Genomic DNA, 20,006 nt, shown 5'->3' with positions numbered 1-20,006 from the left:
ATTAACATGTGTGATTTACCCATAAGGGCAATTTTTACAGCCATTTTTACAGCACGTTCCTCGTTTTAAAAAATACCACTTACTAAACACCATGTAGCCACTTTGCATGGTGTAATCTAGCCCTTCTATTAAGTGGTCATTACCTCTAAATTTTTTAGCAAACTCAATTTGTGCTTTTATAGGCTGCGTATAAATATGCGCTAAATAAGCGTTTATTTCATTAAGTGTACATTGCGGGCATAAACAGCTTGTTGCTGACTCTTCAAGCGGTAAAATAGCAGGTAATTGATTACACCAACATGCGTTTATATCGTTTACATTACAATCAAGCGTAGTGTGACATTGTGAGCAGTTTAATCTCGTCATTTTAACTCTTATCAGCAGTGGAGCAGCAAGAATAACAAATATTATGAATATACAAAAAGCATTGGCCGAATTTATTACTTTTGGTGAGCAAAGAGTTGATGCTATTAGCGTGATTATCTCTACTCCCGCAAAGGAAAGCGCCCCCATTTATACACTCACAAAACCGGTATTGATTCACGTGCTAACACGCTGTGTAAGTAACGAAATAGAGCTGGATGATTTAGAGTTATGGGCAAATGTTGTTGATTCTAGAGATGATATAGATAGCGGCGAATACGAAGGGGTTATTTTTGCGCTCAGTAATAGCGAGCAAATGGGAGAGCTTGATCGCCAAAAACTTGAAAAATTATTGGCATTATTAAAAGAGTAGATATTTAGGCTGATTCACATTTTTAGATGTGGGCTTATTGCGGTTATATATAGCGAATACATAAAAAAGCCGCATTTAAATAAAATGCGGCTTGGTATTTTATTTTTTAACAACTGACAAAGTGTTTACTTGTGGTATCCCAAGCATGTTTCTACTTCGTTTTTAGAGCCTAATATGACTGCCACACGCTGGTGGATTGCATCAGGTTGAATATCCATAATTCGCTCAGTACCCGTTGAGGCTATACCACCGGCTTGCTCAACTAGCATAGCCATGGGGTTGGCTTCGTAAAGTAAGCGTAGCTTGTTGGGTTTATTTGCATCTTTAGTGTCGGTTGGGTACGTAAACAAGCCACCTCGGCTAAGTACGCGATGCACATCGCCAACCATGGCAGCAATCCAGCGCATGTTAAAGTTTTTAGCGCGTGGACCCGTATCGCCAGCGAGTAAATCATTAATATAGCGTTGCATTGCTGGTTGCCAATGACGTTGGTTAGACGCATTAATAGCAAATTCGTTGGTATCAGCTGGAATAGTGGCAAAATCTTGTGTTAGTAAAAAGCTGCCTTGGGTTTTATCTAGCGTAAACATGCGTGTGCCTTTACCTGTAGTAAGTGCAAGCATAGTTGATGGGCCGTAAAGTACGTAACCTGCAGCCACTTGTTTATGGCCAGGCTGCATAAATATACTTTGATCGGCGGCATCTGAGCCTTCAGGCGCTTCCATAATCGAAAATATAGTACCAACCAGTGAGTTTATGTCGGTGTTTGATGAGCCGTCAAGGGGGTCAAACGCCACAATGTATTTAGCGTCTTGGTTACCTGCAACTGTGTAGTCTTCTTCTTCTGAGGCGATGGCTTTAACTGCCCCAGACTCCAGTAAAATATCTTTTAAAAGCTGATTAGAGAGTACATCGAGCTTTTTTTGTGTTTCACCTTGAATGTTTTCATCAAGCGTTGACCCTAATACGCCAGAAAGCGCACCTTGGCCAACACGAAACGATATTTCTTTACATGCTGCTAAAATGGTTCTAATTAACGATAAAAGTTCTCTAGGGCAACCGTCTTCTAGTAATACGGGTGGGAGTCTACGCATTCTATTTTCCTGATAACGTGTACTAGCTAATCTAAATGTGAGAGAGATTAACTTAGTGCGCTGAATTTCGTCTTAAATACCTGTATTGTTTAAATAGCACTGTAATAATGGTGCTACCTAATCGTACTTAAAACGCCAATAACAAAGATAAGATTATGAAAAAAATACCACTAATAAGTTACATACTCTTTACTGTGCTGTGCTCTATCATAACCCAAGCGCACGCAGCAATTAAGTCTATAGATGAATTTACTGCCCAAATGAATCACTTTCCAGGGTACTTTTCGTTTTATTACGATACACAAAATGGCAAAGTGTTCTTAAAAGTAGATAAATTAGAACAGCAATTTTTACTTCAGCAGAGCTTACCTTATGGAGTTGGCTCAAACGATATTGGTCTAGATAGAGGCCAACTTGGTAATACGCACCTTGTGCAGTTTGAGCGTTTTGGCAATAAAGTAATGCTGCGCGCTGTAAATACTTACTATCGTGCTAATACCAATAATAAAGCCGAGCAACAAAGTATTAAAGAGGCCTTTGCATCAAGTATCTTAGCGGGCTTTAAAGTTGTTGCACAAGATAAAACCAGCGCATTGATTGACTATACACCTTATTTATTGAGTGATGTGCACGGGGTTAGTCGAAAATTAGCTGCACGTAAACAGGGTAATTTTAGCCTTGATGAATCACGCAGTGCTGTGTACATGAGTCGCTCAAAGGCGTTTGTAAAAAACACCGAGCTTGAAGCTGTATTAACGTTTAAAGGCACAAAGCCGGGTGAATTTGTTCGCCAAGTGAGTGCCGATGCATACGCACTTACGGTGCATATGCATCACTCCCTTATTAAATTACCCGATGATAATTACACGCCGCGCAAATTTGACCCGCAATCAGGGTATTGGAGTATTGAGCATAAAGACTATGCCGCTGCGCTTGATGAGTCCATGTTTGTGCGTTACATACCGCGTCACCGTTTAGCTAAAAAAGATCCAACTTTACCGATAAGTGAGCCCGTAGAGCCTATTATTTACTACCTAGACCCAGGCGTTCCTGAGCCAGTTAAAAGTGCCTTATTAGAAGGCGGTAAATGGTGGAATGATGCATTTAGTGCTGCTGGTTACAAAAACGCATTTGTAATAAAAGTACTGCCGAGTAATGCAGACCCTATGGATATCCGTTATAACGTAATTCAGTGGGTGCACCGTGCTACACGTGGTTGGTCATACGGAAGCTCTGTAATAGACCCTCGCACAGGTGAAATATTAAAAGGCCATGTTACGCTTGGTTCACTGCGTGTGCGCCAAGATATATTAATAGCCGAAGCACTTGCAGCTCCCTATTTAAAAGGGGACGAGGTAGCTAAAAACCTACAAGCAATGGCGCTTGATAGGATCCGTCAGTTAAGTGCCCACGAAATTGGTCATACACTGGGCATTGCGCATAATTTTGCGGCTTCGGTGGGTGATAGAGCCTCGGTTATGGATTACCCACACCCACTTCTTAGCTTTAACGAGCAAGGTGAACTTGACGTAACTCGAGGCTATGCAAGTGGTATGGGTGTATGGGATACCCAAGTTATTAAATATGGTTACAGCGACTTTACTAATCAGGACGAAAGCGCTGAACTTGCTGCAATAATAAAAGAGAACAAAGCCAAGGGGCTTGAGTTTATATCTGACAGTGACGCACGCGCTAAGGGCGGTGCACACCCTACAGCACACTTATGGGATAACGGTACTAAACCAGCGCAAGAGCTACTTAGAGTGCTTAATGTACGTAAAAAAGCGCTTTCGCAATTTGGCATTAACAACATTAAAACGGGCGATGCTCTTTCGCAGTTAGAAGAAAAACTTGTGCCGCTCTATTTATTTCATCGCTATCAAGTAGAGGCTGCAGTTAAACTTATAGCGGGGGTTAATTACGAGTACGAAACACGCGACAATTCACCTGTTAAGGGCGCACAAGTGGTTGCAAAAGCGCAGCAGCAAGAAGCGGTAAATGCTATTTTATCCACATTAAAACCCGCTAATTTAATTTTGCCCGAGTCAGTGTTAGCGCTTATTCCGCCAAAGGCCTATGGGGAGTCTAAATCGCGCGAAAGCATAACTGGACGCACAGGTTTAACACTTGATGCAATGGCTTTACCAGAAGTCGCTGCACAGCATAGCTTATCTTTATTATTAAACCCACAGCGTTTAAATCGTTTAGCTCAACAACAAGTGCGTAATTACAATTTCTATAGCTTAGATGAGTTGCTTGAGCAGCTTTACAGTCACGTGTTTAATGTGTCTTCACCTAATACGATGAAAGGTAAAGTCACTCAACGTGTACAGTTTTTAACTGCAAAAAATATAGCCGATTTAGTGGCAAGCGATAAAGTAAGCCCAGAAGTGCAAGCGCAGTTACGTTACTACTTAGTTAAGTTGAGTGATGAGTACAATCAAAACTCAATGCTGAGTAACACCAGTGTCGGCGAAAGCGCGTTTAAGCAGTATTTAGCAGAGCAAATTAAACAGTTTTTAAAAGCTGGTAAGTGGCCTGAAAACTTTACTAATTTACCAATACCACCAGGCTCACCAATTTAACTTTACGTTTTAACTAATAGTGGCTACTTAACCTAGAGTTAGGTTGCTAAATAAGTAGCCACGTTGCTGTGCCTAAAAAGGCAAAAATACCAACAATATCAGTCACAGTTGTTAGTACAACACTGCCGGCAAGTGCAGGGTCTATATTCATTTTTTTCAATAAAATAGGAATACATGCGCCAGCAACGCCCGCTACTACAAGGTTCATAAACATAGCAAATGCGAGCACGCCGCCAAGCATAAAATCCCACTGCCAAAGTGCAATTACACCAGCAATAAGTAATGACCAAATAATCCCGTTTAATGCGCCTATGGCCAATTCTTTAGCCATTAAAAAACGTTGGTTAGTTTGATTAATGTGCCCCACAGCTATACCGCGAATAACCAGTGTTAAGGACTGACTACCTGCTACACCACCCATTGAGGGCACTATGCCATTGAGTACAGCTAAAATAGGGAGAATGTCTAAGGTACTTTCAAAAAAGCTGGCCACAAAGGCAGCAGCCAGGGCGGTAAGTAAGTTAACGCCAAGCCATACTGAGCGTTTTTTTGAACTTTTTAAAACAGGTGCAAAGGTATCTTCTTCATCATCAAGACCCGCTAAGCTTAATAAGCTATGCTCAGCATCTTCACGAATAACATCAACAATATCATCAATAGTGACACGTCCAAGCAAGTGTGCGTTATCATCGACTACCGGTGCAGATATCCAGTTGTGGCGTTCAAATAATTGAGCGACCTCACTTTCATCCATCGAGATAGGGATAGACTCACAGTCTTCATCCATTAAATCTTGAACAATTTTTTCAGGCGGATTAGTTAAAAGCGTACTAAGTGATAACGCACCTAAAAAGCAGTTGTGCTTATCAACAACGTATAAATCATCGGTGCCTTCTGGTAGCTCGCCTCGCAGCCTGATATAGCGCAGTACAACATCAAGTGTAACGTCTGGGCGAATGGTCACCGTATCGGTGTTCATTAGCGCGCCTGCAGAGCGTTCTTGGTATGATAAAGCCTGTGTCGCACGTTCACGGTCTTGCGTGTCCATCGCGCTAACTACATCTTTATACACGGTGTCAGGTAGGCTACGTAGTACTTCACCTAAATCATCGTGGCCCATATCCTCAGTGGCGGCGGCAATATGCTCAGGTTCCATTTGGGCAATGATGCCTAAACGTACATCTTCAGAGAGCTCTTCTAGCACGTCCCCTTGTACATCTGGGTCAACCAGCTGCCAAAGCATGCGTCTAATTTTATGCGGAGAGGATTCAAGTAAAAGGGCAGTATCACACGGGGCCGTTTTTGCTAGCATGCGTCTTACTTGAACAAATTGCCCACTATTAAGTGATTTAGTCACCTGTTTTAGTTGTTGCAGTGGGTAGTCTTGTTCAAACGCTTCTGGCATTGGCATCCTAATTTTTTATATACGAGGGGAGGCGATTAACCGCATTGTGATTAATCTAATTAAACACTATTCATTTACCAAGCTACACAAATCAGGGTATAAAGCAAAAATGTATGAGTAAGCTTGGTAATTAAACGTTTATTCTTGTTCGTTAAATCGCTGTGCGATTAATTGTCCGACCGCATGCAAAGCCTTTTCTGAGTCTGGGCCTTCACATACAACTTTAACTTCTTTGCCTTTACTACTTTCGAGTAGCATTAAGGCTAATACGCTATCACCAGCGGCTTCTTTATCATCTTGATGTAAGGTAATTTTAGCATCAAATTGCACAGCTAATTGCGCAAGGACCGTTGCCGCTCTGGCGTGTAAGCCTAATTTATTTTTTATTAAAAACGTGTCTTCACAACGCATAAATTACTATACCTAAACTGAACAGGTTATTATTTTAAGGTTACTTTTCTTGCTCACGGTGCCTAATTTTTACATTTGGATGTGTCATTGCAAAGCTCTCACCTATAGTTTGGGCTAAATAAACCGAGCGGTGTTGTCCACCCGTACAACCTATTGCAATAGTCAGGTAGCTGCGGTTATTGCGCTCTAAGTGTGGTAACCAAGTTTGTACAAATGTTTGAATTTGCCAAGTAAATTTTTGCACTATGCTGTGGTTTGCCAAAAAGTCTTTTACTGGTTGATCAAGACCTGTAAGCGGTTTTAATTCAGGCTCCCAGTGCGGGTTTGGTAAAAAGCGAGCATCAAACACATAATCAGCCTCTTTAGGTATGCCGTGTTTAAAGCCAAACGATTCAAACGTTACAATAAGTTGTTTATCTTTTTTACCGAGTATTTTTTCGCGAATTGACTCAGCTAATTGGTGGACACTTAAATCAGTCGTATCAAGCATAAAGTCTGCGCGAGTTACGAGTACATCAAGCAGTTCTTTTTCTTTTTTTATTGCTAAATCAAGCGGTAATGAATCGATGGATAAAGGGTGTAATCTGCGTGTTTCTGAAAAGCGTTTGATCAGTGTTTGATCATCACTATCTAAATAAAACAGAGTGGGTTTAGCAAAGTCCGGTAGGTACTCGAGAATATCGTTAAACTCGTCTTGTTCTTTGGGGATATTACGAACATCGATACTAACAGCTATTTTGTCATAGTTATCTGAAACACTACGTACTAAAGAGGGCAGCAGGTTGACCGGGATATTATCTACGCAATAATAGCCTAAATCTTCAACCACACGTAAAGCAACCGATTTACCTGAACCGGAACGGCCGCTTATGATTATTAACTCCATTTATAGCCCTTAGTATTTACTACGATTGATCAACAATTACTTGATACAGTTCTGCATCGGTTTTAGCGTTTCGCAGCTGTTTGCAAAATTCTTTATTGCTCAGTTTATCAGCTATGGTTGCTAGAGTCTTTAGGTGCTGCTGGTTATCGCCATCTGGTACGATGAGTGCAACAAAAATATCAACAGGACAGTTATCAATAGCATCAAAGTTTACAGGCTTGTCACTAACGAGTACTAACGCAAGCGGTTCTTCTACGCCACCCATTCTGCCATGCGGAATTGCGATACCGCGGCCAATACCCGTACTACCTAGTTTTTCTCTGCTAGCTAGCGCATTAAGAATATCCTGTTGCGGTAAGTAAGGGAGCTTTTCATGAGCCAGCTCACTGATAAATTCTAAAATTCTTTTTTTACTACTAAAAAGGACCGCAGCTTTGCTGCAGTCCTGGCATACTAATGTACTTAATTTCATAATATTAGTGTCTAGCAAGCTTCTCTTTATGTTTTATGACTTGACGATCGAGCTTGTCAATCAACGAGTCTATAGCAGCATACATATCTTGGTGCTCTGTTGAGGCAAATAAATCTGCGCCGCTTACATGAATAGTCGCTTCTGCTTTTTGGTTGAGTTTTTCTACATCGAGAATGACATGCACATTGCTAATATGATCTGAGTGCCTTTCTAGCTTTGCAAATTTATTATTTACATAGTCTCTAAGTGAATCAGTTACTTCTACGTGACGACCAGTTAGGTTTAGTTGCATAAGCATTTCCTCTTTGTTTTTTACGTCTTATATCAAACTCTTTCTCTGATTTGACGGTGGAATAGCTAGCGATTCACGGTATTTTGCTATTGTGCGTCTAGCTACTTTAATTCCTTGCTCTGCCAATATATCCGCAATTTTACTATCACTCAATGGTTTGGCTGAGTTTTCCGCGGCAATTAGCTTTTTAATTAAGGCACGTATTGCGGTTGACGAACATTCGCCGCCGTTTTCAGTGCTTACGTGGCTTGAGAAAAAATATTTAAGCTCAAAAATACCACGTGGCGTATGCATATATTTTTGCGTAGTAACACGCGAAATTGTTGATTCGTGCATTTCTACCATTTCAGCAACATCGTTTAAAACCATTGGTTTCATGGCTTCGGGGCCATGTTCAAAAAACGCTTGTTGCTGTTTTACAATACAGTTTGTTACTTTTAGCAGCGTGTCGTTTCTGCTTTCAAGACTTTTTATAAACCATTTAGCTTCTTGCAGATGAGAGCGAATAAACTGGCTATCTCCACTAGATTTTACGGTACGTGACATGGCCGCATACTGACTATTTACGCGTATTTTTGGCATGCTATCTGGGTTTAGCTCTACCACCCAACGGCCCTTAATTTTTTTAACTGATACATCCGGTATGACATACTCAGACTCTTCCCTTACTATTGTATCTGCAGGTTTTGGGTTGAGGGTATGTATAAGAGTCATGACCTCTTTAAGCTCGTCTTCTTTAAGCTTAGTCTTTTTCATTAATGTACGATAGTCGCGTGCCGCTAATAGATCAATGTGATCGGTTAAGATCATTTTAGTTTGTTCTATAAAAGGGGTGTCTTTATCAAACTGATTAAGCTGAATACACAAGCACTCCTGTAAGCTTCGCGCGGCTATACCTACAGGGTCGAATAATTGAATACGTTTTAAAACGGCTTCTATTTCATCCAGTTCAACCTCAACGTCGTCATCGTTTTCTTGGTTAAAGCTTTCTAAAATTTCTTCACAACTTAGCGTTAAAATACCCGAGTCATCTACAGCTTCTACAATGGCTATAGCAATAGCTTCATCAGTGGGGCTAAAAGGAGTAAGCTGAAGTTGCCACATTAAGTACTCATGTAGCGTTTCAGTAGAGGCGCCCTGATAAATAGACTCATCTTCTGGCATTGGGCCTGAAGATGCCGCAGGGGCTGCACTCATGTACTCATCCCAAGTTACATCCATCGCCATATCATCGCTAACGGTGTCTTTATTTAAAGCTTCACCACTGTCTTGCTCGTATTCACTGGTTGTATCATCAGCCGATGCGCTTACGGTTACATCATCCGTATCTGCTTTTTGTTCATTTTTTCCAGCCGACTCTTCCGTGTAATCTTGCTCTTCTACTTCTAATAGCGGGTTGCTATCCAGTGCTTCTTGTATTTCTTGCTGGAGATCCAATGTACTGAGCTGCAGCAAGCGAATCGCTTGTTGCAATTGTGGAGTCATTGTAAGTTGCTGGCCCATGCGCAGCTGTAATGATTGCCTCATGTATCTCTAACAATCCTTTTATGTTGTTATAATTAATATTAGCAGATGCTTGTAGGTGTGGCTTAAATGTTACAGCCTAAATTGCTCGCCTAAATAAACATCGCGTACAGTTTTGTCATTTAATACGTGTTCTGGGGTGCCAGATGCAATTAGCTCCCCATGAGAAACAATGTAGGCTTTTTCACAAACATCAAGGGTTTCTCTTACATTGTGATCGGTAATTAATACGCCAATGCCACGATTTTTAAGATGTTCTATTATTTTCTTTATATCTAACACTGAAATCGGGTCAACACCAGCAAAAGGCTCATCCAACAAAATAAATTTAGGGTTCGCTGCGAGTGCTCTGGCTATCTCTACACGGCGGCGTTCACCACCAGAAAGCGCCATACCTTGGCTATCACGTATATGTTGAATGCTAAATTCATCAAGTAAGTTGTTAAGCGTTTCTTCTCGCGCGGCTTTATTTAGCTCTTTGCGCGTTTCTAAAATAGCCATTAAATTTTGATAAACTGTTAGCTTTCTAAATATAGATGACTCTTGCGGCAAATAGCCAATGCCTAAGCGAGCACGACTGTGCATAGGTAATAACGTGATGTCGTTATCATCAATAGATATTTTACCTTTGTCGCTAGGTACTAACCCTACAATCATGTAAAAGGTGGTGGTTTTACCTGCGCCATTAGGGCCTAATAAGCCCACTATGCTGCCGGCTTCTACCTCAAGGCCTACATTTTTTACAACTTGGCGGCCTTTATAGCTTTTTGCTAATAGTTCTGCTTTTAAGGTGCTCATGGTTGACCTTCGTTACCTGTTTTTTCTTTAATATTTGCTTCAACAGGCACTAAAATTGTGTGGACACGATCCGTTGAGTTTTCGTCTTTTTCTGCGCTAATAAGCTGCTGCTGCATATCGTAGGTAATACTTTTAGCATTAATTTTTTGACCGGCTTGCGCGACTTCGGCATCCCCAACAAGTGTTAAAAAGCGCTTTGCTACGTCGTAACGTACTTCGTTTGCACTGGCACTCATTACGGTACCATCGTCTTGTTTTTCTTCGAAGTAGGCAGGGCTGCCAGTGGCAATAAGCAGTTGTTTGTTATCCCCTAGGTCTTCACGTTTATGTACTTCGAGTCGGTCGGCTGTAATTTTGCGGTTCCCATGCACAATTTCGACGTTTTTTTCAAAAATACCTACGTTTTCTTTAAGTTGACCTTCTTGACGGTCTGCACTAATAGAAATTTGGTTTGCTGGCGGTTGAGCAGCAGGCTCAGCAGCAGAAGCGCTAAATGCCAGCATCAGCGATGGGATAATAAGTATTTTAGTGAGTTTATTGGTCATAATATATTGTTCGCGTATGGTTAATTAGTTTTATTACTTCGGTTTTTAAATCGGCTTCAAGGCCTTTACCGACAATCTTTAAATTTGGCCCAGTGACAACCACTGGCTGCTCAGAGCGCATTGTTAGCGCTTTAATGTCGACTTCGATGTTGTCGGCATTGATGTTATCTATCATGGCGTTATCAACTAAATTTTTGGCAACCACGTTGCCTTCTAAAATAAGTTGTTTATCTTCGTAAAGCGTTGCTTCGTCAGCGTTTATTCGCCATGTTTGTGTTTCGTTATATAAAGTAAAAATAGGCTTTTCAAAAAATGTAAAACCAAGTTGTTGGTACAGCTCCATTTTAGCCGCGGTAACTTTATGGCTTATTTTACCTTGCTCGTCATAGGTTGTTTGCTTAAGCTCTATAGCGGTGTAATCAGGCTTTGCAATGACTTCTGGTTCTTGCTCTGGTGCTACATTGCTTTGCGTAAAATAAGGGTACCAAAGCCAAACCATACAGCCGATGAATAACACACTGAGTATAACGCGTGCTGCATTCATGAACTGGTACCTTGTGTAGTAAGTGCTATACCGTTTTCGAGCATGAGTAAATCTGTGAGCTCTCTCACTGCACCAAAGCCACCAGGCATTTGTGTAGTGTAATGCGATAAGCGTTTAATTAGCGGGTGCGCATCGTTTACTGCGACGGCAAAACCAACGCGCTCCATGACGGGCATGTCAGGTCCATCATCGCCAATATAGGCTATTTGTTCATCAGTTAACTTTAAAGTGTTTTTGAGTTCTTGATAAGCAATAAGTTTGTCTTCTTGGCCTTGATAAATATGCTGTACGGTTAAGCTGCTCATGCGAGCTTGCACTATTTTTGAATGACGCCCCGTAATAACCGCAACTTCAAAACCGCTATTGATCAGTGCCTTAATGCCAAAACCATCTTTTGTATTAAATGCTTTTAACTCTTCGCCTTGGTTACCGAGGTAAATTCGGCCATCAGAAAATACACCATCAATATCGCATATGAGTAGTTTTACTTTTTTGGCGCGTGCTCTGGCATCATCGCTTAGCGGTTGATAGAGATCTTCAAATTGCATTTATAATACTCCTGCTTTTAAGAGGTCTTGCATATTTAAGGCGCCCACAGGCTGGTTTTGCTCATTAACTATGATTAAACCATTAATCCGCTTATTTTCCATTATATTTAGTGCTTCTGCTGCAAGCATATCGGCCGTGGCGGTGGTGCATGACTTAGTCATAACTTGGTTAATAGCGGTGTTATGTATATCAACTTTTTGCTCTAAAATACGACGTAAGTCGCCGTCGGTAAAAAGGCCAGCAAGCTGTTGATTGTTATCTACAATAGCAGTCATGCCTAGCCCTTTGGCAGACATTTCTATTAACGCGTCTTTAATTGTTTGCGTTACACCTATAATAGGGGTGTTTGTGCCGCTGTGCATTACATCTTTTAAAGTGAGCAACAATCGCTTACCTAAGCTGCCGCCAGGGTGAGAGAGTGCAAAGTCATCGGCGGTAAAACCGCGTGCTTCTAAAAGCGCAACCGCCATTGCATCACCCATTGCTAAAGTGGCTGTGGTGCTTGCTGTTGGCGCTAAACCTAACAAACATGCTTCTTGTTCTACCTTTATGCATACGTGCACATCGGCAAGTGTTGCCATAGTAGAAAGCGGGTTGCCCGTCATCGATATTATTTTTGCACCGAGGCGTTTTAGCACCGGAATAATATTTAGTACTTCACTGGTTTCGCCCGAGTTTGATATAAGCATAACCACATCATTTTTGGTTATCATGCCTAAATCACCATGACTTGCTTCGCCTGGGTGAACAAAAAAAGCAGGGCTGCCTGTACTGGCAAGGGTAGCAGCAATTTTATTACCAATATGGCCTGATTTACCCATACCAATAACAATAATGCGGCCTTGGCAATCAAACATGGCCTGACACGCATTATTAAAGTTTTCATCAACGTATTGTTTAATATCCGCAAGCGCTTGGCGTTCTATGTTTAATACGCGTAAACCTTGCTCTATAAAGTTTAGTTGTGCCATTGTTACCCTACTTGACTAAAAATATAACCTTGGTACGCCAAAAATGCGATGAGTAATAGGCCACCTTCTACTCTATTGATACGCTGAGAACCTCTAAAGTTCAATGACATAATAATAAGCGCAAGCGTTGCACCCAACATAATAAGTATGTCGCGGTTTGCAAGTGATGGGTCGACCACTGATGGGTTAATAATACCTGCAAGCGGCAATACCGCTAGAATATTAAATATATTTGAGCCAACAATATTACCTAGCGCTAAATCGTCTTCGTTTTTAAGAACGCCTGCAACAGAAGCCGCAAGTTCAGGCAAGCTTGTGCCAATGGCAATAATAGTTAAACCAATAACTAAATCGCTTAAACCAAAGTATTTTGCTATATCGACAGCTGAACCAACTAAAAAATGGGAGCTTACAGGCAATAAAACCATACCGACAATAAGCCAAAATATTGCTTTTTTAGTGGGAACATCATTAGGGACTTCATCGCATGCTTCTGAAACAAATGGATCATCTTGGTTTTTAGCTCGTAGGGATACAATAATTAAACCACCAATAAATACAATAAAAGCGACTAATAAGGCGATACCTTCGGTGAGTGAAAAGTAGTTATCTGAAAACACATACCACGTAGCCAATGATGCCAACATTACGAGCGGCATTTCGCGTTTTAACGTACTTGAGGAAACACTCAGCGGGCGCAGCAGTGCGGTTATCCCTAACACAAGTAATATATTTGTTATATTTGAGCCCACCGCGTTACCTACCGCTGTGTCGGTTTTATTGGCCAGAGCAGCCGATGCAGACACCATCATTTCAGGGGCCGAAGAACCCATAGCAACAACCGTTAAGCCAACTATTAAAGTGGGCACTCCAAAGTTTTTAGCAAGCGCAGCCGCACCGTATACAAATCGGTCGGCGCTCCATACAAGTGCAGCAAAACCAAGAATTAAAATAACAAACGAGGTAACCATTATGTTAAGCCAGATGTTCAAAATACAGATGGCGCGAATAGTAACAAAAGCCAACATGAAAGTATAAGCAAAAGAGTGGGGTCTACTATAGCAGTGTGCGAATTTTATGCGCTTAAGCAAAGGTTAAGGCAATTTACTTCAGCCTTACAGCGCTTTTTGTAGGCGTATTACAAAATCTTACGAATTGTTTTTTCCATCTTGGTTAAAAAACCCTTAAAATAGGAGCACGAGTGAACATTGTTACGGAGAGCGACTTGTCGCAATCAATAGTAGAAGTCAAGGATGTTAGCTTTTCGCGAGGCGATAGAACCATATATAAAAATATGAGTTTTAGTGTTCCTAAAGGTAAGATAACAGCGATTATGGGGCCAAGCGGAATTGGCAAAACCACAATGCTACGCTTAATTGGTGGGCAGCTTAAGCCTGACGCCGGCGATATTTTATTCGAAGGTGGCAGTATTCCTAAAATGTCGCGCAAAGAGTTATATGCGGCACGAACCAAAATGAGCATGCTGTTTCAAAGCGGTGCGTTATTTACTGATATGTCGGTATTTGACAACATTGCATTTCCTCTGCGAGAGCATACCAAGTTAAGTGAAGCGTTAATAAAACTAGTCGTATTAATGAAACTGCAAGCAGTGGGTTTACGCGGCGCTAAAGATTTAATGCCTTCTGAGCTTTCTGGTGGTATGGCCAGACGAGCAGCACTTGCACGTGCTATTGCGCTGGACCCAGAGCTCATTATGTATGATGAGCCTTTTGCCGGCCAAGACCCAATATCTATGGGCGTATTGGTAAAGCTTATTAAGTCATTAAATGAAGTGCTAGGTTTATCATCCCTTATTGTAACCCACGATGTGACGGAGGTAATGAGTATTGCCGATCACGTTATTATTATTGCCGACCAAGGCGTAATAGGGGCAGGGACACCGGATGAAATGAGAAACCATGAATCTCCATTAGTACAGCAGTTTTTAAAAGGGTTATCGGATGGGCCTGTGCCATTTCATTACCCAGCACAAACGTATGCTGATGAGCTGTTAGGAGAAAACACTTAATGTTGGATTTATTTCAAAAGTTAGGTCATAAAACGCTAGGGCGTTTTGCAGCATTAGGGCGCTCTGCCACCATGCTTTTTAATGCACTGTGGAATATACCTAACTTTAAAAAAGGCACACCGCTGTTAGTACGACAACTTTATATGGTTGGTTCGCAATCATTATTAATTATTATGGTGTCGGGTTTGTTTATTGGTATGGTGCTTGCGCTGCAAGGGTATACCGTACTAGTAGGCTATGGTGCCGAAGACAGCTTAGGCCCATTAGTTGCGCTTAGTTTGTTACGTGAATTAGGTCCTGTGGTAACCGCGCTATTATTTGCGGGGCGCGCCGGCAGTGCACTAACCGCAGAAATTGGTTTAATGAAAGCCACCGAACAACTCTCTTCACTAGAAATGATGGCCATTGACCCTCTTAAGCGCATTATTGCTCCGCGTTTTTGGGCTGGTTTTATTAGTATGCCATTGCTTGCACTTATTTTTTCTGCGGTTGCCATTATCGGTGCTCATTTAGTTGGGGTTGATTGGTTAGGCGTAGATACCGGCAGCTTTTGGTCGATAATGCAGTCGCAAGTATCGTTTCAAGAAGATGTATTAAACGGCATGATCAAAAGTTTTGTATTTGCCATGGTAGTGACCTGGATTGCGCTTTATAAGGGCTACGATTGTATTCCAACCTCAGAAGGGATCAGTAAAGCAACAACAGAAACAGTTGTTCACTCATCACTGGCAGTATTAGGGTTTGACTTTATTTTGACAGCGGTAATGTTTACCAGCTAATAGGGTATAGATAATGAATTCACGGAAATTAGAGATTTTAGTTGGCTTTTTTGTCGCATTAGGCATTTTAGCGTTTGCAATGTTAGCACTTAAAGTGGCTAATTCGGGTATTAGCGGGTCGGGCGAAACCTACACGCTAAATGCAAAGTTTGAAAATATTGGCTCACTTAAAGCACGCGCGCCGGTAAAAGTAGGCGGCGTAGTAATTGGGCGTGTTGAATCTATTTATGTCCATCCGCAGGAGTTTTTGCCTGTGGTCAATATGACTATTGATGCACAGTATTTATGTCGTTTTTCAGACACGAGCTCAATCTCAATTTTAACATCGGGAATTTTAGGGGAGCAGTACTTAGGTATTCACCCTGTTATTTCTCCTAACGCAGCAGAGCAACGCTGTTTAGGTGAAACAGTGACCGAAAACGCGCAAGATCAAGCAATCGATGAGTTATTTGGCGTAGAAAGCAAAGCGCTAGGTGATGGTGATTCAATCACAGATACGAAGTCTGCACTTGTTTTAGAAGAGTTAATTGGGCAGTTTTTATTCAACCAAGGTAGTGAGTAATTATTATGTTGAAACAGTTTTTAGCCGTTATTGCACTTGGTGCAACCCTTGCTGTGCAAAGTGTTAGCGCAGCCGAAGTAAAATTGACAGATCCTAATAAAATGGTACGCCAAGTATCAGAGCATACTTTTGAGCGGATTAAAAAAGATCAACCGCTTATCGTTAAAGATAAAGAACACCTTCGTGTTATTGTAGAAGAAGAGTTAATGCCTTACATAGACTACAAATATGCAGCATTACGCGTATTAGGTAGTGAAGTGTCTAAAGTACGTGCGATTAAAGATGAAGCGCAAAAAGCCAAAGCGATAAAAGACATCCAAGAATTTATTGGTGCGTTTAGAAGTTATTTAGTCGCAACTTACGCTGGGGTATTTACTCAATATACAGACCAACATGTTGAGTTTGGTGCAGCACAACCATTTAAAGGAAAAGATGTGGTTGTAGTAAAAACTAAAATCATTGAAGATGGTAAACCTGACATAAAAATTGATTTTAAAGTGCGTGAAGATCGCAGTGGCGAGTGGCGTGCATACGATATGATTGCAGAAGGAATTAGCTTACTTGATGCAAAACAAAGTGAGCTACAAGGTATTTTGCGCCAGCAGGGTATTGCGCATGTAAGCAAATTACTAGAGCAAAAGAGTCAGCTACCTGTGCAATTTAGAGGCAACAACAGCAATGACTAAATTGGCAATTAGCCAAGTTGATGAGCAGCATTATAGGGTAAGTGGTGAACTTACCCGCAGCTCAATTGGCAATGAACCGCTTCTGAACGTCCAGTCATTAAGTAAGCATAAAACCATCTATTTTGACCTTTGTGATGTCATGAGGGTTGACACAGCGGGCTTAGCTTGGTTAATTCACTCTTTTGCTGAATTTAAGCAACAGGGCACACGCCTTGAATTGCAAAACCCACCTGAGCAATTGCAAAATTTAATGCAATTAGGTCAGGTAACAACTTTATTTGAGTGAGAGTTATGGAAACTAGCCAAGTCGAAACGTTATTACGCGATGAACTTCAATTATCTGAAGTAAAAGTAAAAGCCAATGGTAGCCATTATGAAGTAATTGCGGTAGGTGAGTGCTTTGACGGTTTAAGCCGCGTTAAAAAGCAACAGCTAGTTTATGGCCCATTAATGAATACTATTTCAGACGGTACAATTCACGCTGTATCAATTCGTGCATTTACGCCAACTGAGTGGAAGCGTGAACAAAAATTTATTTTACCTCAATAGTTAAGGCCTCTTAATGGATCAGTTTGTAATTCAAGGTGGCACTTCACTTGCTGGTGAAGTAACTATTTCTGGCGCTAAAAATGCCGCATTACCAATTTTGTTCGCTGCATTGCTTGGCGACGGTAAGAGTACATTTACGAATGTACCTCGCCTTCGCGATATTGTAACCACCGAAGCGCTTTTAAGCACCTTAGGCGCGACCGTAAATTGGCAAGGCGATACACTCTACATTGACGGTGCAACCGTTAACAAAACGCTTGCTCCTTATGATTTAGTTAAGCAGATGCGCGCTTCTGTTTTAGCCCTAGGGCCTTTAGTAGCACGTTTCGGTGAGGCGCAGGTATCGCTACCTGGTGGGTGTGCAATAGGCGCCCGCCCAGTTGATATACATATTCAAGGTTTAGAGCGCATGGGCGCGCAAATAAACGTTGAAAACGGTTATATCAATGCAAAAGTAGAAGGTCGTCTTAAAGGCGCTGAAATTTTTATGGAAATGGTGAGTGTTGGCGCAACCGAAAACTTACTAATGGCCGCAGCACTTGCCGATGGTAAAACGGTACTTGAAAACGCAGCACGCGAGCCCGAAATTATTGACCTTGCCAATTGCCTAATTGCAATGGGTGCAAAAATTACTGGTGCAGGTACAAGCCGTATAGAAATTGATGGCGTAGAGCGTTTAGGCGGCTGTGAGCACAGTATTTTACCTGACCGCATTGAAACGGGCACTTTTTTAGTTGCAGCAGCAATGGCTGCAGGCGAAGTACTTTGTAAAAAAACAGATTATCATTCACTTGAGCCTGTTATTGAAAAATTACGTGCCGCGAATGCATTAGTTGAAGTAAACGATGACAGCATTTATTTAGATATGCGTAATCGTGAGCTTAAAGCCGTTAATATTAAAACCATGCCTCACCCTGGTTTTCCAACCGACATGCAAGCGCAGTTTACCGCGTTAAATGTAGTGGCTAATGGCAGTGCAACAATTACCGAAACCATTTTTGAAAACCGTTTTATGCATGTACCTGAGTTACAACGCATGGGCGCTAATATTCGTTTAGAAGGGCACACGGCTATTTGTGGTGAAACGCAAAGTTTAAGTGGTGCTCAGGTAATGGCAACTGATTTACGTGCCTCTGCAAGCTTAATTTTAACCGGTATAGTGGCGCAAGGTGAAACGGTAGTCGATCGTATTTACCACGTAGACCGAGGCTATCAACGCATTGAAGATAAACTCAGTGGCTTAGGCGCTAATATTAAGCGCAGAAGTAGCTAATACCCATTCGCAATAATATTTATTTGCTTTGAGGTGAGGGCAAACTTGCTCGCTAAATTAAGCACACTGGGTTAAAGACAGTTTACTTTAGACATAAAAAAGGTCGGATACGCGTATTGCTATCCGACCTTTTTATTGTCACTTTGGTTAGAGTTTAGTCTCGAGTTCTGCAACTCTAACCATTATTTTTTTTATTTTACCGTTTCGATACAGCTCAAATTCTATTTCTTTACCGGGCTGTGTATTGCCTATTTTTTCGAGTACTTTTTGCGGGTTGGCAACGCTTAATCCTGCAATTTTAATAACAATATCTTGCTCTTCAATGCCAGCTTGCCATGCAGGGCCTAATGGGTCTAAATTGGTGATTCGCATGCCTGCAACCGGTGTTAGACTGTCGTTTACTTCTTTGCCTGTGCTATCAACAGCCGTGCCTTCAAACCCTAAATAACCACGTACTACACGGCCATGGCGTATCAGCTTTGCCATTACTTCTTTAGCCAGCGAATAGGGAACAGCAAAAAATATTCCTTGGATATTTAGGTTTTCACGGGTTTTAAACTGCGCAGACGTAATTCCCACTAAATCACCATTAGAATTAACTAAGGCGCCACCAGAGTTACCTACATTTATAGCGGCATCCATTTGTAATAGGTTGTTGTAAGGGCTATCGGTAATTTTTTGTTTACCGGTGGCGCTGATTATACCTTGGGTGATGGTTTGCCCTAAATTGAGTGGGTTACCTATGGCTAGTACTACATCGCCTACACTTGTGGTGTAATTGTCGTTTACCGGAATAACGGGCAGGTGATCGGCGTTAATTTTTAATAAGGCTAAGTCGGTAATAGTGTCAAAGCCAATTAACTGCACATCAAAAAAGCGTCGGCCATCGGTTAATATAACCAAAATTTGATCTGCATTATTTATGACGTGGTAGTTAGTTAAAATGTAACCATCTTGGGTCATAATAACCCCAGAGCCCAGCTCTTGAACGGTGTTTTGTTGCTTATACCTAGGCTCTTTAGAAATACTTTCCGAAAAAATGGTTACCACCGACGGTGCAGCACGTTTAACCGCGTCAGAAAAACTAAGATGATTTGAGCTCATAGCACTGGGCAAGGGAACATTAGGGAGTAAAGAGGCGCGCATATTAGGGCTGAAAAAAACCACTAAAAAAGCGATACCTAAACCGACAAACAAGGGGGGAAGTACAAATTTTAGTAATTTCAGCACGAGATTCTTATTGTTAGTGAGCAATTCTTTATGATGGCATAAAAAAAATAACAGCGGCAAGTGCTGCTGTTATTTTTATTGCTTAT

The 20,006-nt window shown here is 41.4% G+C and carries 24 protein-coding genes; 9 read left to right on the top strand and 15 right to left on the bottom strand.

Annotated features, from left to right (window positions below; all coding sequences use genetic code 11):
• Nucleotides 1–15: 15 nt before the first annotated feature.
• Nucleotides 16–366 (bottom strand): DUF5522 domain-containing protein, encoded by a 351-nt coding sequence (locus AN393_RS05315; RefSeq protein WP_055014221.1) that lies wholly within the window; start codon nt 364–366, stop codon nt 16–18.
• A gap of 43 nt (nt 367–409) precedes the next feature.
• On the opposite strand from AN393_RS05315, the gene AN393_RS05310 reads away from it, so the two are divergent.
• Nucleotides 410–736 carry a hypothetical protein gene (locus AN393_RS05310; protein WP_055017526.1) on the top strand — a complete coding sequence of 109 codons (327 nt, stop codon included), beginning with the start codon at nt 410–412 and terminating at the stop codon, nt 734–736.
• Nucleotides 737–861: 125 nt separating this feature from the next.
• On the opposite strand, the gene AN393_RS05305 is transcribed toward AN393_RS05310, so the two are convergent.
• Nucleotides 862–1,830 carry a class 1 fructose-bisphosphatase gene (locus AN393_RS05305; protein WP_055014219.1) on the bottom strand — a complete coding sequence of 323 codons (969 nt, stop codon included), beginning with the start codon at nt 1,828–1,830 and terminating at the stop codon, nt 862–864.
• Between the two features lie 155 nt (nt 1,831–1,985).
• Between AN393_RS05305 and AN393_RS05300 the strand changes: the two genes are divergently transcribed.
• A complete protein-coding gene (locus AN393_RS05300; RefSeq protein WP_055017525.1) occupies nt 1,986–4,415 on the top strand; it encodes a zinc-dependent metalloprotease in 2,430 nt (809 codons plus the stop codon).
• 46 nt (nt 4,416–4,461) lie between these two features.
• On the opposite strand, the gene mgtE is transcribed toward AN393_RS05300, so the two are convergent.
• From mgtE to AN393_RS05240, 12 genes are all read right to left on the bottom strand, one after another.
• Nucleotides 4,462–5,820, bottom strand: coding sequence for a magnesium transporter (gene mgtE / locus AN393_RS05295; RefSeq protein WP_055014217.1), 1,359 nt, complete (start codon nt 5,818–5,820; stop codon nt 4,462–4,464).
• Between the two features lie 138 nt (nt 5,821–5,958).
• Complete coding sequence (locus AN393_RS05290; RefSeq protein WP_055014216.1) at nt 5,959–6,231, bottom strand: HPr family phosphocarrier protein; 273 nt, start codon at nt 6,229–6,231, stop codon at nt 5,959–5,961.
• A 40-nt stretch (nt 6,232–6,271) separates the two neighbouring features.
• Complete coding sequence (gene rapZ, locus AN393_RS05285) at nt 6,272–7,117, bottom strand: RNase adapter RapZ (RefSeq protein WP_055014215.1); 846 nt, start codon at nt 7,115–7,117, stop codon at nt 6,272–6,274.
• Nucleotides 7,118–7,136: 19 nt separating this feature from the next.
• Nucleotides 7,137–7,589: a PTS sugar transporter subunit IIA gene (locus AN393_RS05280; protein WP_055017524.1), complete on the bottom strand. Its 453-nt coding sequence runs from the start codon at nt 7,587–7,589 to the stop codon at nt 7,137–7,139.
• A gap of 4 nt (nt 7,590–7,593) precedes the next feature.
• Nucleotides 7,594–7,881 carry a ribosome hibernation promoting factor gene (gene hpf / locus AN393_RS05275; protein ID WP_004589084.1) on the bottom strand — a complete coding sequence of 96 codons (288 nt, stop codon included), beginning with the start codon at nt 7,879–7,881 and terminating at the stop codon, nt 7,594–7,596.
• Nucleotides 7,882–7,908: 27 nt separating this feature from the next.
• Nucleotides 7,909–9,408: an RNA polymerase factor sigma-54 gene (locus AN393_RS05270; protein ID WP_055014213.1), complete on the bottom strand. Its 1,500-nt coding sequence runs from the start codon at nt 9,406–9,408 to the stop codon at nt 7,909–7,911.
• A 69-nt stretch (nt 9,409–9,477) separates the two neighbouring features.
• On the bottom strand, nt 9,478–10,203 hold the full coding sequence (gene lptB, locus AN393_RS05265; protein ID WP_004589086.1) for an LPS export ABC transporter ATP-binding protein: 726 nt from the start codon (nt 10,201–10,203) through the stop codon (nt 9,478–9,480).
• A complete protein-coding gene (gene lptA, locus AN393_RS05260) occupies nt 10,200–10,748 on the bottom strand; it encodes a lipopolysaccharide transport periplasmic protein LptA (RefSeq protein ID WP_055014212.1) in 549 nt (182 codons plus the stop codon). Before lptA ends, lptB begins: the two co-directional genes overlap by 4 nt.
• A complete protein-coding gene (lptC, locus tag AN393_RS05255) occupies nt 10,738–11,292 on the bottom strand; it encodes an LPS export ABC transporter periplasmic protein LptC (protein WP_055017523.1) in 555 nt (184 codons plus the stop codon). Before lptC ends, lptA begins: the two co-directional genes overlap by 11 nt.
• On the bottom strand, nt 11,289–11,840 hold the full coding sequence (kdsC, locus tag AN393_RS05250) for a 3-deoxy-manno-octulosonate-8-phosphatase KdsC (RefSeq protein ID WP_055017522.1): 552 nt from the start codon (nt 11,838–11,840) through the stop codon (nt 11,289–11,291). Before kdsC ends, lptC begins: the two co-directional genes overlap by 4 nt.
• The gene (locus AN393_RS05245) at nt 11,841–12,812 is read right to left on the bottom strand and encodes a KpsF/GutQ family sugar-phosphate isomerase (RefSeq protein ID WP_055014209.1); all 972 of its coding nucleotides are present in this window, start codon (nt 12,810–12,812) and stop codon (nt 11,841–11,843) included. It abuts the gene before it with no gap.
• 2 nt (nt 12,813–12,814) lie between these two features.
• Nucleotides 12,815–13,783, bottom strand: a complete 969-nt coding sequence (locus AN393_RS05240) for a calcium/sodium antiporter (protein ID WP_055017521.1) — start codon at nt 13,781–13,783, stop codon at nt 12,815–12,817.
• Nucleotides 13,784–14,037: 254 nt separating this feature from the next.
• Here AN393_RS05240 and mlaF point away from each other — a divergent pair, with 254 nt between their 5' ends.
• From mlaF to murA, 7 genes are read left to right on the top strand one after another with little or no spacing between them, the layout of a single operon-like run.
• Complete coding sequence (gene mlaF, locus AN393_RS05235; protein ID WP_082422676.1) at nt 14,038–14,841, top strand: phospholipid ABC transporter ATP-binding protein MlaF; 804 nt, start codon at nt 14,038–14,040, stop codon at nt 14,839–14,841.
• Entirely contained in the window at nt 14,841–15,620 is a 780-nt protein-coding gene (gene mlaE, locus AN393_RS05230) for a lipid asymmetry maintenance ABC transporter permease subunit MlaE (protein WP_055014206.1), read from the top strand. The genes mlaF and mlaE overlap by 1 nt, the downstream gene beginning before the upstream one ends.
• Nucleotides 15,621–15,633: 13 nt before the next feature.
• Nucleotides 15,634–16,182, top strand: a complete 549-nt coding sequence (gene mlaD / locus AN393_RS05225; protein WP_004589094.1) for an outer membrane lipid asymmetry maintenance protein MlaD — start codon at nt 15,634–15,636, stop codon at nt 16,180–16,182.
• A 5-nt stretch (nt 16,183–16,187) separates the two neighbouring features.
• The gene (locus AN393_RS05220) at nt 16,188–16,868 is read left to right on the top strand and encodes a phospholipid-binding protein MlaC (protein ID WP_055017520.1); all 681 of its coding nucleotides are present in this window, start codon (nt 16,188–16,190) and stop codon (nt 16,866–16,868) included.
• Complete coding sequence (locus tag AN393_RS05215) at nt 16,861–17,154, top strand: lipid asymmetry maintenance protein MlaB (protein WP_055017519.1); 294 nt, start codon at nt 16,861–16,863, stop codon at nt 17,152–17,154. Before AN393_RS05220 ends, AN393_RS05215 begins: the two co-directional genes overlap by 8 nt.
• A gap of 5 nt (nt 17,155–17,159) precedes the next feature.
• Nucleotides 17,160–17,417, top strand: a complete 258-nt coding sequence (locus AN393_RS05210) for a BolA family protein (protein WP_004589097.1) — start codon at nt 17,160–17,162, stop codon at nt 17,415–17,417.
• 13 nt (nt 17,418–17,430) lie between these two features.
• Nucleotides 17,431–18,690 carry a UDP-N-acetylglucosamine 1-carboxyvinyltransferase gene (murA, locus tag AN393_RS05205; RefSeq protein ID WP_055014203.1) on the top strand — a complete coding sequence of 420 codons (1,260 nt, stop codon included), beginning with the start codon at nt 17,431–17,433 and terminating at the stop codon, nt 18,688–18,690.
• Nucleotides 18,691–18,837: 147 nt separating this feature from the next.
• Here murA and AN393_RS05200 read toward each other — a convergent pair whose 3' ends face one another.
• Nucleotides 18,838–19,920 carry a trypsin-like peptidase domain-containing protein gene (locus AN393_RS05200; RefSeq protein ID WP_055014202.1) on the bottom strand — a complete coding sequence of 361 codons (1,083 nt, stop codon included), beginning with the start codon at nt 19,918–19,920 and terminating at the stop codon, nt 18,838–18,840.
• Nucleotides 19,921–20,006: the final 86 nt, after the last annotated feature.

The organism is Pseudoalteromonas sp. P1-25, from assembly GCF_001401805.1.
GTDB lineage: Bacteria > Pseudomonadota > Gammaproteobacteria > Enterobacterales > Alteromonadaceae > Pseudoalteromonas.
This window is presented reverse-complemented; position numbering and strand designations above follow the sequence as displayed.

What these genes read in the sequence shown, in the direction of transcription:
- AN393_RS05315 (WP_055014221.1), bottom strand. Translation starts at nt 366, where the DNA reads ATGACGAGATTAAACTGCTCACAATGTCACACTACGCTTGATTGTAAT.
- AN393_RS05310 (WP_055017526.1), top strand. Translation starts at nt 410, where the DNA reads ATGAATATACAAAAAGCATTGGCCGAATTTATTACTTTTGGTGAGCAA.
- AN393_RS05305 (WP_055014219.1), bottom strand. Translation starts at nt 1,830, where the DNA reads ATGCGTAGACTCCCACCCGTATTACTAGAAGACGGTTGCCCTAGAGAA.
- AN393_RS05300 (WP_055017525.1), top strand. Translation starts at nt 1,986, where the DNA reads ATGAAAAAAATACCACTAATAAGTTACATACTCTTTACTGTGCTGTGC.
- mgtE (WP_055014217.1), bottom strand. Translation starts at nt 5,820, where the DNA reads ATGCCAGAAGCGTTTGAACAAGACTACCCACTGCAACAACTAAAACAG.
- AN393_RS05290 (WP_055014216.1), bottom strand. Translation starts at nt 6,231, where the DNA reads ATGCGTTGTGAAGACACGTTTTTAATAAAAAATAAATTAGGCTTACAC.
- rapZ (WP_055014215.1), bottom strand. Translation starts at nt 7,117, where the DNA reads ATGGAGTTAATAATCATAAGCGGCCGTTCCGGTTCAGGTAAATCGGTT.
- AN393_RS05280 (WP_055017524.1), bottom strand. Translation starts at nt 7,589, where the DNA reads ATGAAATTAAGTACATTAGTATGCCAGGACTGCAGCAAAGCTGCGGTC.
- hpf (WP_004589084.1), bottom strand. Translation starts at nt 7,881, where the DNA reads ATGCAACTAAACCTAACTGGTCGTCACGTAGAAGTAACTGATTCACTT.
- AN393_RS05270 (WP_055014213.1), bottom strand. Translation starts at nt 9,408, where the DNA reads ATGAGGCAATCATTACAGCTGCGCATGGGCCAGCAACTTACAATGACT.
- lptB (WP_004589086.1), bottom strand. Translation starts at nt 10,203, where the DNA reads ATGAGCACCTTAAAAGCAGAACTATTAGCAAAAAGCTATAAAGGCCGC.
- lptA (WP_055014212.1), bottom strand. Translation starts at nt 10,748, where the DNA reads ATGACCAATAAACTCACTAAAATACTTATTATCCCATCGCTGATGCTG.
- lptC (WP_055017523.1), bottom strand. Translation starts at nt 11,292, where the DNA reads ATGAATGCAGCACGCGTTATACTCAGTGTGTTATTCATCGGCTGTATG.
- kdsC (WP_055017522.1), bottom strand. Translation starts at nt 11,840, where the DNA reads ATGCAATTTGAAGATCTCTATCAACCGCTAAGCGATGATGCCAGAGCA.
- AN393_RS05245 (WP_055014209.1), bottom strand. Translation starts at nt 12,812, where the DNA reads ATGGCACAACTAAACTTTATAGAGCAAGGTTTACGCGTATTAAACATA.
- AN393_RS05240 (WP_055017521.1), bottom strand. Translation starts at nt 13,783, where the DNA reads ATGGTTACCTCGTTTGTTATTTTAATTCTTGGTTTTGCTGCACTTGTA.
- mlaE (WP_055014206.1), top strand. Translation starts at nt 14,841, where the DNA reads ATGTTGGATTTATTTCAAAAGTTAGGTCATAAAACGCTAGGGCGTTTT.
- mlaD (WP_004589094.1), top strand. Translation starts at nt 15,634, where the DNA reads ATGAATTCACGGAAATTAGAGATTTTAGTTGGCTTTTTTGTCGCATTA.
- AN393_RS05220 (WP_055017520.1), top strand. Translation starts at nt 16,188, where the DNA reads ATGTTGAAACAGTTTTTAGCCGTTATTGCACTTGGTGCAACCCTTGCT.
- AN393_RS05215 (WP_055017519.1), top strand. Translation starts at nt 16,861, where the DNA reads ATGACTAAATTGGCAATTAGCCAAGTTGATGAGCAGCATTATAGGGTA.
- AN393_RS05210 (WP_004589097.1), top strand. Translation starts at nt 17,160, where the DNA reads ATGGAAACTAGCCAAGTCGAAACGTTATTACGCGATGAACTTCAATTA.
- murA (WP_055014203.1), top strand. Translation starts at nt 17,431, where the DNA reads ATGGATCAGTTTGTAATTCAAGGTGGCACTTCACTTGCTGGTGAAGTA.